12 protein-coding genes are annotated in these 13893 nt (G+C 68.5%); 7 read left to right on the top strand and 5 right to left on the bottom strand.

Translation table 11 applies throughout. From position 1 onward, the window contains the following. Nucleotides 1–74: 74 nt before the first annotated feature. The 4 genes from fmt to ACI2JH_RS13635 all read left to right on the top strand — a co-directional run bounded on the left by fmt (nucleotide 75) and on the right by ACI2JH_RS13635 (nucleotide 5495). Nucleotides 75–998, top strand: coding sequence for a methionyl-tRNA formyltransferase (gene fmt, locus ACI2JH_RS13650; protein WP_101101487.1), 924 nt, complete (start codon nucleotides 75–77; stop codon nucleotides 996–998). A 4-nt stretch (nucleotides 999–1002) separates the two neighbouring features. Next, nucleotides 1003–2334: a 16S rRNA (cytosine(967)-C(5))-methyltransferase RsmB gene (gene rsmB / locus ACI2JH_RS13645; protein WP_101101334.1), complete on the top strand. Its 1332-nt coding sequence runs from the start codon at nucleotides 1003–1005 to the stop codon at nucleotides 2332–2334. Nucleotides 2335–2359: 25 nt separating this feature from the next. After that, nucleotides 2360–4081: an ArnT family glycosyltransferase gene (locus ACI2JH_RS13640; protein WP_404736478.1), complete on the top strand. Its 1722-nt coding sequence runs from the start codon at nucleotides 2360–2362 to the stop codon at nucleotides 4079–4081. Nucleotides 4082–4244: 163 nt separating this feature from the next. Next, entirely contained in the window at nucleotides 4245–5495 is a 1251-nt protein-coding gene (locus ACI2JH_RS13635; RefSeq protein ID WP_404736530.1) for an O-antigen ligase family protein, read from the top strand. 6 nt (nucleotides 5496–5501) lie between these two features. On the opposite strand, the gene ACI2JH_RS13630 is transcribed toward ACI2JH_RS13635, so the two are convergent. After that, nucleotides 5502–6296 carry a glycosyltransferase family 2 protein gene (locus tag ACI2JH_RS13630; RefSeq protein WP_101101330.1) on the bottom strand — a complete coding sequence of 265 codons (795 nt, stop codon included), beginning with the start codon at nucleotides 6294–6296 and terminating at the stop codon, nucleotides 5502–5504. 100 nt (nucleotides 6297–6396) lie between these two features. Here ACI2JH_RS13630 and ACI2JH_RS13625 point away from each other — a divergent pair, with 100 nt between their 5' ends. Then, a complete protein-coding gene (locus tag ACI2JH_RS13625; protein ID WP_101101328.1) occupies nucleotides 6397–7431 on the top strand; it encodes a CDP-glycerol glycerophosphotransferase family protein in 1035 nt (344 codons plus the stop codon). A gap of 19 nt (nucleotides 7432–7450) precedes the next feature. On the opposite strand, the gene ACI2JH_RS13620 is transcribed toward ACI2JH_RS13625, so the two are convergent. From ACI2JH_RS13620 to ACI2JH_RS13605, 4 genes are all read right to left on the bottom strand, one after another. After that, nucleotides 7451–8995, bottom strand: a complete 1545-nt coding sequence (locus tag ACI2JH_RS13620; RefSeq protein WP_349998810.1) for a PH domain-containing protein — start codon at nucleotides 8993–8995, stop codon at nucleotides 7451–7453. Beyond that, entirely contained in the window at nucleotides 8992–9465 is a 474-nt protein-coding gene (locus tag ACI2JH_RS13615) for a PH domain-containing protein (RefSeq protein ID WP_101101324.1), read from the bottom strand. The genes ACI2JH_RS13620 and ACI2JH_RS13615 overlap by 4 nt, the downstream gene beginning before the upstream one ends. Nucleotides 9466–9549: 84 nt before the next feature. After that, a complete protein-coding gene (ribA, locus tag ACI2JH_RS13610) occupies nucleotides 9550–10692 on the bottom strand; it encodes a GTP cyclohydrolase II RibA (RefSeq protein ID WP_372487479.1) in 1143 nt (380 codons plus the stop codon). A gap of 35 nt (nucleotides 10693–10727) precedes the next feature. Next, nucleotides 10728–11645: a lauroyl acyltransferase gene (locus tag ACI2JH_RS13605; RefSeq protein WP_404736477.1), complete on the bottom strand. Its 918-nt coding sequence runs from the start codon at nucleotides 11643–11645 to the stop codon at nucleotides 10728–10730. Between the two features lie 60 nt (nucleotides 11646–11705). Between ACI2JH_RS13605 and dtd the strand changes: the two genes are divergently transcribed. Together dtd and rpoD are read left to right on the top strand one after the other, a co-directional pair. Continuing rightward, nucleotides 11706–12146, top strand: coding sequence for a D-aminoacyl-tRNA deacylase (gene dtd, locus ACI2JH_RS13600; RefSeq protein WP_101101318.1), 441 nt, complete (start codon nucleotides 11706–11708; stop codon nucleotides 12144–12146). A gap of 92 nt (nucleotides 12147–12238) precedes the next feature. Continuing rightward, a partial coding sequence (gene rpoD / locus ACI2JH_RS13595) for an RNA polymerase sigma factor RpoD (RefSeq protein ID WP_404736476.1) occupies nucleotides 12239–13893 on the top strand: 1655 nt, incomplete at its 3' end.

Below are 13893 nucleotides of genomic sequence, written 5' to 3'. Positions count from 1 at the left end.
CGCGGACCCTGCGGCACCGGAGCGCGGTGCCGTTTTCTGACCTGCAGGTCGCTGGCCTGCGCAATGGGGTGACCATGAGGATTGTCTTTGCCGGTACGCCGGAGTTCGCGGTGTCGTCGCTGCGCGCGGCGGCGCGCCATCACGAAGTGGTGGCCGTCTATACCCAGCCGGACCGTCCGGCCGGGCGCGGACGCGGCCTTGCGCCGTCGCCGGTGAAGCTGGAAGCGGTGGCCCGAGGCATCCCGGTCCTGCAGCCGGAGAACCTGAAGGATGAGGCTGCCCAGCAGCAGCTGCGCGCGCTGCAGCCGGACCTGATGGTGGTGGTGGCCTACGGCCTGATCCTGCCGCGCGCGGTGCTGGCCATCCCCACCCACGGCTGCTGGAACGTGCACGCCTCGCTGTTGCCGCGCTGGCGCGGTGCCGCTCCGATCCAGCGTGCCATCCAGGCCGGGGATGCGCAGACCGGCGTATGCCTGATGCAGATGGAAGCCGGCCTGGATACCGGCCCGGTGCTGCTGCAGCAGGCGCTGCCGATCCTGCCGACGGACACCGGCGGACAGCTGCACGACAAGCTGGCCGAACTGGGTGCGCAGGTGCTGGCCGATGGCCTGGGCCTGCTGCGCGCCGGCCTGAAGCCGGTCGTGCAGCCGCAGCCGGTCGAAGGGGTGACCTATGCGCACAAGTTGGACAAGGCCGAAGCAAGGCTGGACTGGAGCATGGATGCCGCGTCGCTGGCGCGCACCGTGCTGGCGTTCAATCCGTGGCCGATCGCCGAAGCACAACTGGCCGGCGAACGGGTGCGCATCCATGGCGCGGTGGCGCTGGAGGACAACGGCGGCCATGCGCCGGGCACGGTGATCGGCGCCGCCCGCGAAGGCATCGACATCGCCTGCGGGCAGGGCGCGTTGCGCCTGCGCGTGCTGCAGCGCGAGGGGGGCAAGGCGATCACTGCCGCCGACTACCTCAACGCGCGCCGCGACCTGCGCGTGGGAGCCTGAGCCGGTGAGCAAGCAGGATGACCTCAAGATTTCCCACGCCGCGCCGGGAGCCGCCACCCGCATGCTGGCCGCGCGCGTGCTGGCGCAGGTGTTCACCCGTGGGCGTTCGCTGAAGGCCGAGCTGGCCTGGGCGCTGCCCAAGCTGGCCGACACCCGCGACCGTGCGCTGCTGGAAGCGCTGTGCTTTGCGGTGCTGCGCCGGCGTAGTACGTACGACGCGGCGCTGGCCAGCTGGATGCAGAAGCCGTTGTCGGCGCGCGATGCCGACCTGCGCACGTTGCTGATGGTCGGCTTTGCGCAGCTGGACGTGCTGGAACTGCCGGCCCATGCCGCGCTGTCGGCCACGGTCGACGCCGCCCGCGCGCTGGGGCGTGAGCGCCAGGCGGGCCTGGTCAACGCGATCCTGCGCCGGGCGCAGCGCGAAGGATTCCCGGTACAGCCGCCGCGTGATGCGTTCCCGGCCTGGCTGGCCGAAAGCATCGAGCGCGACTGGCCGGTCCAGGCCGAGGCGATCTTCGCTGCCAGCCTGCAGCCGGCGCCGTTGTGGCTGCGCGTCAACCGCCAGCAGGGTGATCGTGCAGCGTCGCTGGCCGCGCTGGAGGCCGCCGGCATCAGCGCCGAGGCCGGTCCGGTGAGCGCCGATGCGATCCGGCTGGCGTCCTCGGCGGCGGTCAACCAGCTGCCCGGCTTCAACGAGGGCGCGCTGTCGGTGCAGGACCTGTCCGCGCAGTGCGCCGCCGATGCGCTGGCGCCGCCGCCGGGTGCGCGCGTGCTCGATGCCTGCGCCGCCCCGGGCGGCAAGTCCGCGCACCTGCTGGAACGTGATCCGTCGCTGCGCCTGCTGGCGCTGGACATCGATGCGCGGCGGCTGGCGCGGGTCAAGGACACCTTCTCCCGCACTGGCGTGGGTGCCGATGCGCAGGTCAAGGCAGCTGATGCGAGTGATCCCGGTGCGTGGTGGGACGGGGTGCCGTTCGACGCGATCCTGCTCGATGCTCCGTGTTCGGCGACCGGCATCATCCGTCGCCAGCCCGACGTGATGTTCCATCGTCGCGCCGAGGACGTCGACGCGCTGGTGGGCGTGCAGGCACGGTTGCTTGAAGCGTGCTGGTCGATGCTGCGTCCGGGTGGCGTGCTGCTGTACGCCACCTGCTCGATACTGCGCGCGGAGAACATAGACCAGGTGCAGGCGTTCCTGAAGTGGCATCCGGATGCCTCTGCCGACACGCTGGATGACGGATTCGGCATTGATTGTGCGGGAGTGGCACGCCAGCGACTGCCCGGTGATGATGGCGGCGACGGCTTTTTCTATGCGCGTCTGCTAAAAAGCGCCTGATACCTTTTCCGAGCCTGCGGTGCCCATGCTGACCACACGCGCTTCCCGTGAGACCTCGCTGCTGGTGCTGATGGCCCTGCTGGTGCTGGGCGCAGGCCTGGGCCTGCGCGATCCCTGGCCGTCGGACGAGCCGCGTTTCGCGCTGGTCGCCAAGCAGATGGTGACCAGCGGCGACTGGCTGTTCCCACATCGCGGGCTGGAGCTGTATTCGGACAAGCCGCCGATGCTGATGTGGCTGCAGGCCACGCTGTATTCGGTCATCGGCAACTGGCGCATCGCCTTCCTGCTGCCCTCGATGCTGGCTGCGCTGGGCACACTATGGTGCGTGCATGACCTGGGACGCCGGCTGTGGACGCGGCGGGTGGGGCTGTACGCGGCCTGGCTGCTGCTGTTCGCACTGCATTTCACCTTCCAGTCGAAAAAGGCGCAGATCGATCCGCTGATCGTGTTCTTCATCACCCTGGCCAACTATGGCTTGATCCGGCATCTGCTGCTGGGGCCGGCGTGGGGCTGGTGGTGGTTCGGCTGGTTCGCCGCCGGGCTGGGGGTGATCACCAAGGGCGTGGGCGTGGTCGCGCTGCTGATGATCATCCCGGCCGCGCTGGCATCGGTATGGGGGTGGCGTGGGGTGGGGCTGAGTGTCCGCCACTGGCGGTTCTGGGTGGCGCCGCTGCTGTTCCTGCTGGCGATCGCGCTGTGGCTGGTGCCGATGGTGGTCGTCGCGCTGTCCACGGGGTCGGTCGAGTACCGCGCCTACATGGACGACATCCTGTTCCGCCAGACCGCTGGCCGCTATGCGCAGTCCTGGGACCACCACCAGCCGTGGTGGTACTTCCTGGCGACCATGCCGTCGATGTGGATCCCGGCGTTCCTGGCCGTTCCCTGGGCGATCCCGGCGTGGTGGCGAAGGCTGCGTCGGCGTGACCCGCGCTATCTGGTCCTGCTGGGCTGGTGGGCGTTGATCGTGCTGTTCTTCTCCATCCCCGATGGCAAGCGCGATGTCTATATCCTGCCTTCGCTGCCGATGTTCTGCCTGGCGCTGGCGCCGCTGCTGCCCGGCCTGCTGCGCAAGCGCGCGTTCCAGTGGCTGCTGGCGGCCTTCACTGCAGGGCTGGCACTGTTCACGCTCGGCGCGGGCGGCGCGCTGTTGACCGGCCAAGGGGGCCTGGAGGCGAGGTTGATGGGCTCGCGCGGCATCGACCAGGCAGCGATCGCCTCACTGGCCTGGGCCGCCGTGGCGATGGGCTGCTGGGGCGTGGTCAGCCTGCTGGCCTGGGGGCATCGCCGTGCGCATCTGGGCGTGGTATCCACGCTGACCGGGGTCTGGTTGCTGTACAGCCTGGTCGGCTATCCGTTGTTGAACAGCGCCAGTTCGGCCAGTGGGCTGATGCACGCCGTTGGCCAGCGCATCGGGCCCGAGGCCGAACTGGGGCTGGTGGCGTGGAAAGAGCAGAACCTGCTGATGGCCGACCGCCCGGCGGCGACCTTCGGCTTCCAGAAGGACTGGGATGCACAGCTCCGCGATGGCGTTGCCTGGCAGGCACAGGCGCCGGCCACGCGCTGGCTGCTGGTGCAGCAGGACGCCCTGTTGCCCTGCGTGGACCGCAGCCGCGCCGAGTTGGCCGGAATCTCCAACCGCCGTCGTTGGTGGCTGGTGCCGGCCGCCGCTGTCCACGGGGCCTGCGAGCTGCCTGCCGATGCGCGCGAGCGCGAGCGCGCGCTGCAGGCGCGGCAGTTCGAAGAATGACCACGTGCAGCCAGCTGCCTGCAGCGTTCCAGCGGACAGCGCGCGTTCTGTGTCGGCTGGCCAGAATCGCTGTCCCTTGCCGACCTGACCTGATGACCCTCCAGTGAGTCTGCCTCCCTACGGCTACGCCAACGACCTGCACCGATCCGGGGCGCCGCAAGGCATGCGTGCGCGCATTGCCCGCGGCATGGGTCAGCTTGGGCTGCTGCTGATGCCGGCGCTGGTGGTTTCCACGCCGGTCAACCTGCTGCCGTTCGGGCTGCTGCTGCTGGCCAGCACCCTGCTGGTGCCCGGGCTGCTGTGGGATGCCCGCCGCGACGCGGGGCCGACGGTGAAGGTGCTGGCGCTGCTGATGCTTGCGGTCCTCGTGGGCGGGGTGGTGTCGATGCTGCTGTTCGAGCATGGCTTCCGCGACGTGGACAACCGCTCGCGATTCTTCGTCATGCCGTGGATCGCGCTGTGGGTGTGTGCGCTGGATCTTCGGCTGCGCTGGCTGTGGCGTGGCGCCCTGGTGGGACTGGTGCTGGTCTTCGTGCTGTCATTGCGACAGGTGCTGGGAGGCGCGCCGCGTGCGGAGCTTTTCACCAATGCCATCGTGCTGGCGGACATCGTGGTGATGCTGCTGGTGCTCGCATTGTTCTGCCGGCCCCACGGTGTACGCGGTTGGGCCTGGGGCCTGCCGGCGCTGGCCCTGGGGTGCGCGGCGCTGGTGCTGACCGGCAGCCGCGGTGCGTTGCTGGCGCTGCTGGCAGTGTTCCTGGTGATGGCGCTGAGCCTGCGCTGGCGCACCCTGCGCCTGCGGCTGCTGATCCTGGCGGCGATGCTTGGCGTGGCCGGCGTGGCGCTTGTCGCCGTACCGGAGCTGCGCCAGCAGGTGCGGCTGACCGAGCTGCACAACGACGTGCGGCGGCTCGAACACGGCGATACCGATTCATCGGCAGGTGCGCGCGTGGAGCGCCTCCAGGTTGCCTGGGACACCTTCGTCGACCATCCGTTGACCGGAGTGGGCGTGGGTCATTTCGACACCGCCATGCAGCGCTTGCCGGAGTGCCGCGACAACCCGATGGAACCGCGTTGCCACCTGGGGCATGCGCACAACGACCTCGCCGAATGGGGCGCCACCCAGGGCGCGCCGGGCGCCCTGCTGCTGCTGGCCGTGTACGGCGTGCCGTTGTGGCTGTTCCTGTGGCTGCACCGGCGCAGTGGCCGTTCCACCTTCCGCGGGCCGGCGGCCGCCGGGGTGATGATCGTGGTCAGCTACATTCTGTGCGGGCTGACCCAGTCGATGTTCGCCCACCAGATCACCGCCAGCTTCTACGCTTCCATCGTCGGCGCACTGGCCGGGCTGTCGCGCCTGGAAGCCCTGCGCCACCAGCGTCGGCTGTCCACCGCTGCGGCGCCCGACGCGGCCTGAGCGGGGTTACTTTCCACCGACCGGCTGCCCGTTCTGCAGCAGCCACAGCATGATCGTCTTCTGCCGCACGTAGTTGGCGCTGACGAAGGATTCAATCAGCCCCGGCCATCCATCCAGCATGCCCCCGCGCAGCACGTAGCCGCGGAAGAACCGCCATGCCGGGGCCAGCACCAGCTTGGCCAGGGTGGCCCTGCGGCCACGCGCGAACTCGTGTTCGGCCATCATCCGCGCGTACTTCTGCTTCTTGTCCAGCAGCTGCATGAAGTTGCGGAACGGGTGGTGCAGCAGGTCGCCTGGCAGCAGGCCGGCCGGTCCGTCCAGTGACACTGCTTCGTGGATTTCGCGGTCGCCGCGCCAGCCGCCACGACGACGGTCGAACAGCCGCAGCACCCGGTCGGGGTAGGCGGTGCCATGCTTGAGGAAGCGTCCGTAGTATTCCGAGCAGCGCGCGAAGCGATAGCCGGCGACACTGCCAAAGCCGTCCGCGCGCGCCGCTTCGATGCTCTGGCGCAGCGGTGCGGACACGCGCTCGTCGGCGTCCAGGCACAGCACCCAGTCATGCGCGGCCTGCTGCACGCAGAAGTCCTTCTGGCTGCGGAAGCCATCGAAGGGGCGCTGCAGCACGCGGGCACCGGCGGCACGGGCGACCTCCACGGTGGCGTCGGTGGAAAAAGAATCCACCACTACGATGTCCTCGCAGAAGGACAGCGAGGCCAGGCAGTCGGCCAGCCGGTCGGCCTCGTTGAAGGTGATGATGCAGGCCGACAAGGGCGCGCGCGGTTCGGGTCGGGTAGAGGTCATGCAACCGGGCCTTGGGCGTGTTCGTGGCAGAGCCTAGCAGCGACACCGCTGATTGGCGATGCGATACTAGCCGCCGGCCATCGAAGAGGAGCAGACCGACGTGCCACGCCACTACCTGTTGTACGGATCGGAACGTTACGCGCTGGCCATCCTGCGGCCCGTGCAGGCGGCGATCCGGGCGCGCGGCGACGAGACGGCCTGGTTCTTCGACGGCCCCGGCGCGGAAGACCTCGCCGCGGATGAAACCCTGCTGACGGTGGAACAGGTGCGCGCCTGGGACCCCTATGCGGTGATCACCTCGTCCAATGCGGTGCCGCACTTCTTTCCCGGCGTGAAGGTGGAAACCTTCCATGGCTTCGATGCGGGCAAGCCGCGGCACATCTACGTGCGCGGTTTCTTCGATCTGTACTGCACCACCGGCCCGCGTGACACGGCCGCGTTCTCGGCGTTGGCCGAGGCGCAGGGCCATTTCGCGGTGGTGGAGACCGGATTCCCGAAGATCGACCCGTTCATGAGCCAGCTGCCGGCACAGCCCGAACCCGTGCGTGAACCGCCGGTGGTGCTGTACCACTCGACGTTCTCACCGTCCTGGAGCGCGGCCGGCGTGTTGCATGACGAGATCGCGCGGCTGTCGCGCACCGGCGAATGGCGCTGGATCGTCACCTTCCATCCGAAGATGGATCCGGAGATCGTGGCGCGCTACCGCGCGCTGGAAAACGAGTACCTGCGGTTTGCAGACAACGACAACATCCTGGAGCTGTTCCCGCAGGTCGACCTGATGTGTTCGGACACGTCTTCGGCATTGAACGAGTTCCTGCTGACCTACAAGCCGGTGGTTACCTTCAAGAACCGTCGCCCCGGCCCACAGCTCATCGACATCGATGACCCGGCCGAATTCGAAGGCGCGATCCGGCGTGCACTCGCCCGGCCGCCGGAGCTGATGGCAGCCATCCGCGAGTTCGCCGATACGTTGCATCCCTATCGCGACGGGCGTTCCAGCGAGCGGATCCTGCAGGCGATCGATGACTTCGTCGCCAAAGGGGGGCGCAACCGCAAGCCCAAGCCGCTGAACTTCTGGCGCAAGATCAAACTGCGCCGGCGCATCGGCTACTGGGGCCCGGCGCGCACCCGCTGACCCCGCGTGCAGCGCTGGATCACCAGCGCAGCTTGCGCCGGGCGAGCGCCGCACCGAGTGTTTCCAGCACCTCCGCGGCCTGCGCCTGCGGCAGATAACGCAGGCACAGCGCGACGTCTCCGCGTGCACCGGCGGTATCCAGCCAGACGCTGCTGGTGCCCAGCAGACGGTCCAGCGGCGAGCGTGAAAGGCGCAGCGCCTGCAGTTTGTCCAGTTCTGCCCAGCGCCACCAGCGGCGCCACCAGCCACCCCGCAGCGCCACATGCTGGCCGTCCAGGTGCCAGCCGATGCGCGCCATCTGCAGGCGTGCCGTCCACAGCGCCACCGGTATCCAGGCCAGCACCAGCAGGCCCAGGTAGCCCCAGCGCCAGGTCAATCCTGCCGCCAGCACCGGGGTCAGCCACAGGCTGGTAAGGCACAGGCGCCAGCTTCCGCGCAGCGGCACCGGCTGCCACTGCGCAGGCGGCCATTGCACCTGTGGCAGCAGGTGGCTCACCAGCGCATCGCAGGCCTGTGGGGTGGCCAATGGAGCCAGCTCGCGCAGTCCGCGCTGCTGGTGGTCTTCGGTGCCCTGGCTGGCGGCGCTGTCGATGCGCAGCTGGCGCCGGCCGGCCCACCGCTGCAGCAGCGTTTCACTGAGTGTCCAGGCCTGGATGCGGCGCAGTGCCACGCTGCTGCGCACCTTGCTCAGCAATCCGCTGCTGACGGTCAGCCGCCGCTGCTGTTCGCTCAGCTCGAAGCCGTAATAGCGCAACAGGGCCAGCAGCACCGACAGTGCGCGCAGGATCAGCCAGCCGGCGATCAGCAGCCCCGCTGCGACCAGCAGCAGGCCACTGATCCCGGGCTGCAGGCCGCTGGCATAGCCGAAGGCCTGGCGACCTCCCTGCTCGACGAAGGCATCCATGCTGCGCCGGGGCACCACCTGCACCAATGCCGCCAGCGCTGCGGCCACCATCACCCAGCCGCGGTTGGACAGCAGGCCCAGTTTCACGACTTCGCCGTGGGTCATGCGCAGCAGGAGGTGGCGCTCGTCGGCCTCCGGCAGCGGCGGCGGCGTGCCGTCGTCGGCACGGCCAGCGTCCAGCTGCGGCGCCGGGCCGCGGTGGCGTACGCGCTGCTCCAGCGCCAACGCCTCATCCAGCCGCAGCACGCGCATCTCGGCTTCAGGGCGGTTGCCACCGGCCGATTCCAGGCGCAGTTCGGCCACCCCGAACAGCCGGTGCAGCAGGTTCTGGTGCACCACCACGTTGTGGATGCGCGCGAACGGGATCTCTCGCCGGTTGCGGGAAAACACGCCGCTGCGGATGCTGATGCCTTCCTCGCCGATGCGGTAACGGTAGCTCAGGTACTGCAGCACCGAAGCCAGCACCAGCACCACGATGACGATCAGCGGGCCCAACTGGGCCCATAGCGGGTCGCGGTCGCCGCGCTGGCCGAACACCAGCAGCGCGACCAGCGGCAGCAGGTACTGGCGCAGCTGCAGGATCAGCACGAACAGCCAGGACCACGGATGCAACCGGCGCTCCTGGTCGGCGCTCGGCAGGGGCGGAGGCGCGGTGCTCACAGGGCGTCGGCGTCCTGGTCCAGCTGGCGCGCGAGTGTGTCGCGCAGGTGCTCGGCATCGGCCTCGTCCAGGCCGTCCAGCACCACCGCACTGAAGCGGCTGCCGGCGGTGTGGACCACCAGCGTGGCCAGCCGCGCGCGGCGCTGCAGCGGGCCGCGACGGACGTCCAGGTGCTGCACGCGCGAGGTCGGCACGCGGGTATCGCGCTGCCACCACAGGTCCCGGCGCAGGCCCAGCCCGGTGTCATCCAGCCTCCACCATGTGCGGCGCATCCTGCGCCAGCCGATCCGTGCCCCCAGCAGCGCCCCGGCCAGCAGCCACGCGACGGCCGCTGCGATACCGCCCGGCAGGTCCAGCAGCCACCAGGCCGCAGCAGCGGGCAGGCCGGGGAATACCGCGCCGGCCGGCAGGCCGCCGAGCGCGGCCAGGCGTGCCGCGCGCAGCGGCAGCAGCTGCCAGCCGTCGGGCATGTCAGTGGAGGTTGAAGGTGAGGTCACGCAGGCTCCGGGTGCAGGCAATGGCGACAACGTTAGCAGGGCCGGGCCTGCGCCATGCTACTGGGCGGCCTGGATCAGTGCGTCCACGTCCAGCAGGTGGCCGGCGCGCTCGGCCTTGGTGCGCAGGTAGTGCTCGTTCTCGGTGGTGATGTCACCGGTCACCGGAATGCACTCGACCACGTCCATGCCCGCATTGCGCAGGCGCTGCGCCTTGGTCGGGTTGTTGCTGAGCAGTGCGATCCGCGCGATGCCCAAGCCCCGCAGCATCGCCACCGCGCTGCCGTAGCGGCGCTCGTCGGCGCCGAAGCCCAGCTGCGCATCGGCGTCGATGGTGTCCAGTCCGTCGTGCTGGTAACCGTAGGCGCGCATCTTGGCGGCGATGCCGGTGCCACGGCCTTCCTGGTCCAGGTACAGCAGCACACCGCCGCCGAGTTCCTTCAGCTTGTGCAGGCCGCGCCGCAGCTGGTCGCCGCAATCGCACTTCAACGAGCCGAACAGATCGCCGGTCAGGCAGGACGAATGCACGCGCACCGGCACCACGGCGGCAAGGTCGGGCTGGCCGACGATGATCGCGACCTGGTCGCGCTGCGCCACGCCGCCGCGGAACACCGCGAAGGTGGTCATGCCGATGTCGCGCAGCGGCACCGGTGAGCGTGCCACCAGTTCGTAATCATGGGCCGCATGGGCGGCGCCTTCGGCGAGGTCGCACAGGGCGACCTGGGCGGCCGCTTCAAAGCGCGAATCCGCCGGATCCAGCGGCAGGCCGACCATTGCCGGCAGCAGCAGCCCCAGCCGTGCCAGCTCCACCGCACCGGCATCCAGCGCATCGCCAGCGCTTGCCTCTGCCGGCATCGGGCCGGGCTCGCGCAGGTAGCCCAGCGAGGGCAGGGCATCGAAGTCGATCCCCTGCAGTGGCAGGCGCACGCCTTGCGGCGCTTCCATGCCCAGCACACGGGCACGGGTCTCGGTCAGGAACAGGTAATGGCGGCCGGCGGCCAGCCCGGCGAAGGCATCGAAGCTGCGCCGGGTGGCGCTGTCCAGCGCGATCACCGCCATCCGCTGCTGCGCATCGCCGGTGATCACCACCGGGCGTCCGGATCGCAGTTCGGCGACCGCGCGTTCGCAACGGATCGCCGCCGGGTCACCAAACAGGGAGGGGGCAGCAGCAGGCATGGCAGGACCGGGGCAGGGAGTAAGCAAGCGATAAATGGGGGCCACGACGACGGAATCAACCGTCAGTGTGGATGCCTGGCGGTGGCGTACGGGTTGGGCTCCTGGTCGTCTGGGCGCAGGGTATAGCGCTTGTAGGTCCACTGGTACTGGGCCGGGTCACGCCGTGCGATGCGCTCGATGCCGGCGTTCAGTGCGGCGGCGGCCACGTGCAGGTCCGGGTCGGCAACTGCCGCATCGGCGGCTTCCAGGTGCAGGGCGAACTGCATGTCCGGGCCGGTGCGTTCGCACCAGCCATACAGCACGGTAGCGCCCGTGCGCTCGGCCAGCCGGTTGACCAGGGTCATGGTCAGGGCGGGCATGCCGAAGAACGGCACGAACACCCCGTCGCCGGCCTTGGGCTGCTGGTCGGGCAGGATGCCGGTAGCGCCGCCGTCCTTGAGCACCTTGAACAACTGGCGCACGGCCGGCCCCTCGGCACGCACCTGCTGCACATTGTGGCCGCCGCGCACGATCTGCAGGAAGGCATCGCCGGCCGGATCTTCCGGCGCCTTGTAGACGATGGCGATCTGCCCGCGCGAGGCCAGCCACTGGTTCAACAGCTCCCAGTTGCCGAAGTGCGGAGCGGCCACGATCACGCCCTTGCCGGAAGCCAGCGCGGCGTCGTACAGCGCCTCGCCGTGGCGTTCCTTCAGGTTATCGCGCAGGTTGCTCGCCGCTGGGCGGGTCCACAGCCAGAGTGTCTCCACCGCCTGCAGGGCAGTGGAGCGCAACACGTCGCGGTGCATCCGCGCGCGCTGTGCGCCGTCCAGTTCCGGGTAGGCCAGTTCCAGGTTGCGTCGGGTCACCCGGCTTTCCCGCGCGTTGCCGCGGATCCATGCCCAGGCCAAGGAGTTGGCGAAGCCGCGCAGGACCGGCCACGGCAGACGGGTGAACAGGGTGGCGGCCCGGTAGGCCAGCCGGGCTTTGCGTTCCGGATTCATCCGGCCAAGTTTAGCGTGGCCGCTGATAAGGTGGCGGGCTGCCCCTGCTTGGAGGTTCCCATGCTCGTCCTGATCCAGCGCGTCAGCCAGGCCGCCGTCCACGTCGATGATCACCCCGTGGGGCAGATCGGCCCCGGCCTGTTGGCCCTGGTGGGCATGGAGCCTGGCGATTCGGAGGCCCAGCTGCAGCGGATGGCCGATCGGTTGCTCGGCTACCGTGTGTTTGCAGACGAGGCGGGAAAAATGAACCGGTCTCTTCGCGACACCGGCGGCGGGTTGCTGTTGGTCAGCCAGTTCACGCTGGTCGCAGACACCGCCTCCGGCATGCGTCCCAGCTTCACCACGGCGGCGCCGCCGGCCGAGGCTGAACGCGGGTTCAACCGTTTTGCGGAGATATGTCGTGAAAAGCATGCCTTCGGGGTGGAAACGGGACGCTTTGGCGCCCATATGGTCGTCAGCCTGGTCAACGACGGTCCCGTGACCTTCCTGCTCAGGCCCTGACCCCCCCGGGACCACCGCCCGGGCAGGCCGGGCGAGGGGCTGGTATAATGCTACGTTCCCTTTTCCTACTCCAGCCGGTGGCGCGAGCATCCATGGCCAACGAACGTCCTGCCCAATCCGAAATCAAGCAACTGATCAGCAAGGGCCTGGAACAGGGCTACCTGACCTATGCCGAAGTCAACGATCACCTGCCCGACGACATGGTCGATCCGGAGCAGATCGAAGACATCATCGGCATGATCAACGGCATGGGCATTGATGTCCATGAAGTGGCCCCTGATGCGGAAACCCTGCTGCTCAATGACGGCAACACCGGCAATCGCGAGGTGGATGACACCGCCGCTGAAGAAGCCGCTGCCGCACTGACCGCACTCGACACCGAAGGTGGCCGCACCACCGACCCGGTGCGCATGTACATGCGCGAAATGGGTACGGTCGAGCTGCTGACCCGCGAAGGCGAAATCGCCATCGCCAAGCGCATCGAAGAAGGCCTGGGCCAGGTCCAGGCTGCACTCGGCCTGTTCCCGGTGTCGGTCGAATCGCTGCTGTCCGATTACGAAGCGCACAAGGAAGGCAAGAAGCGCCTGGCCGAAGTGATCGTCGGCTTCAACGACCTGTCCGAAGAAGTGCCGGCCCCGGCCGTTGTCGAGGACACCAGCGACGACGCTGATGCCGACGAGGACGACGACGAGGAAGAAGACGGCGACGATGCCGAGGAAGAAGCCGGCCCGACCGGCCCGGATCCGGAAGAAGTCGCCGCGCGCATGCAGGCGCTGGCCGATGCCTTCAATGCCTTCAAGAAGGCGGCCGCCAAGGGCGATGGCAAGAACCTGCTGAAGCTCCGCGAGGAGATGTCGGCGGTGTTCGTCACGCTGAAGCTGCCGCTGCCGCTGACCGACGTGCTGACCAAGCAGCTGCGCGACACCATGGCTGGCATCAAGTCGCATGAGCGTCGCGTGCTGAACCTGGCCACGGTCACTGCGCGCATGCCGCGCAAGGACTTCATCCGTTCGTGGGAAGGCAACCAGACCAACCTTGAGTGGGTGGAAGACGCACTGAAGCGCAAGCAGAAGTGGTCCTCGGCCCTGCGTGACGTCAAGGACCAGATCATCTCCGAACAGCAGGCCACGATCGATATCGAGAAGGGCACCCTGCTGAGCCTGGATGACCTGAAGGAAATCAGCCGTGCGATGGCTTACGGCGAAGCCCGTGCGCGCAAGGCCAAGAAGGAAATGGTCGAGGCCAACCTGCGCCTGGTCATTTCCATCGCCAAGAAGTACACCAACCGCGGCCTGCAGTTCCTCGACCTGATCCAGGAAGGCAACATCGGCCTGATGAAGGCCGTGGACAAGTTCGAGTACCGTCGCGGCTACAAGTTCTCCACCTATGCGACCTGGTGGATCCGCCAGGCCATCACCCGTTCGATCGCCGACCAGGCGCGCACCATCCGTATTCCGGTGCACATGATCGAAACGATCAACAAGTTGAACCGCATTTCCCGCCAGATGCTCCAGCAGTACGGCCGCGAGGCCACGCCGGAGGAGCTGGCCAAGGAAATGGACATGCCGGAAGACAAGATCCGCAAGGTGATGAAGATCGCCAAGGAGCCGATCTCGATGGAAACCCCGATCGGCGACGACGAGGATTCCCATCTGGGCGACTTCATCGAGGACACCAACGAGGAGTCCCCGATCGAGAACACCACCAACACCCCCTGGGCTGAACCCGTGCGCGACGTGCTGGCCGG

The organism is Stenotrophomonas sp. NPDC078853, from assembly GCF_044901215.1.
Classification (GTDB): Bacteria; Pseudomonadota; Gammaproteobacteria; order Xanthomonadales; family Xanthomonadaceae; genus Stenotrophomonas; species Stenotrophomonas lacuserhaii.
Note: the sequence above shows the minus strand (reverse complement) of the source record. Positions and strands in the feature narration are given on the sequence as shown.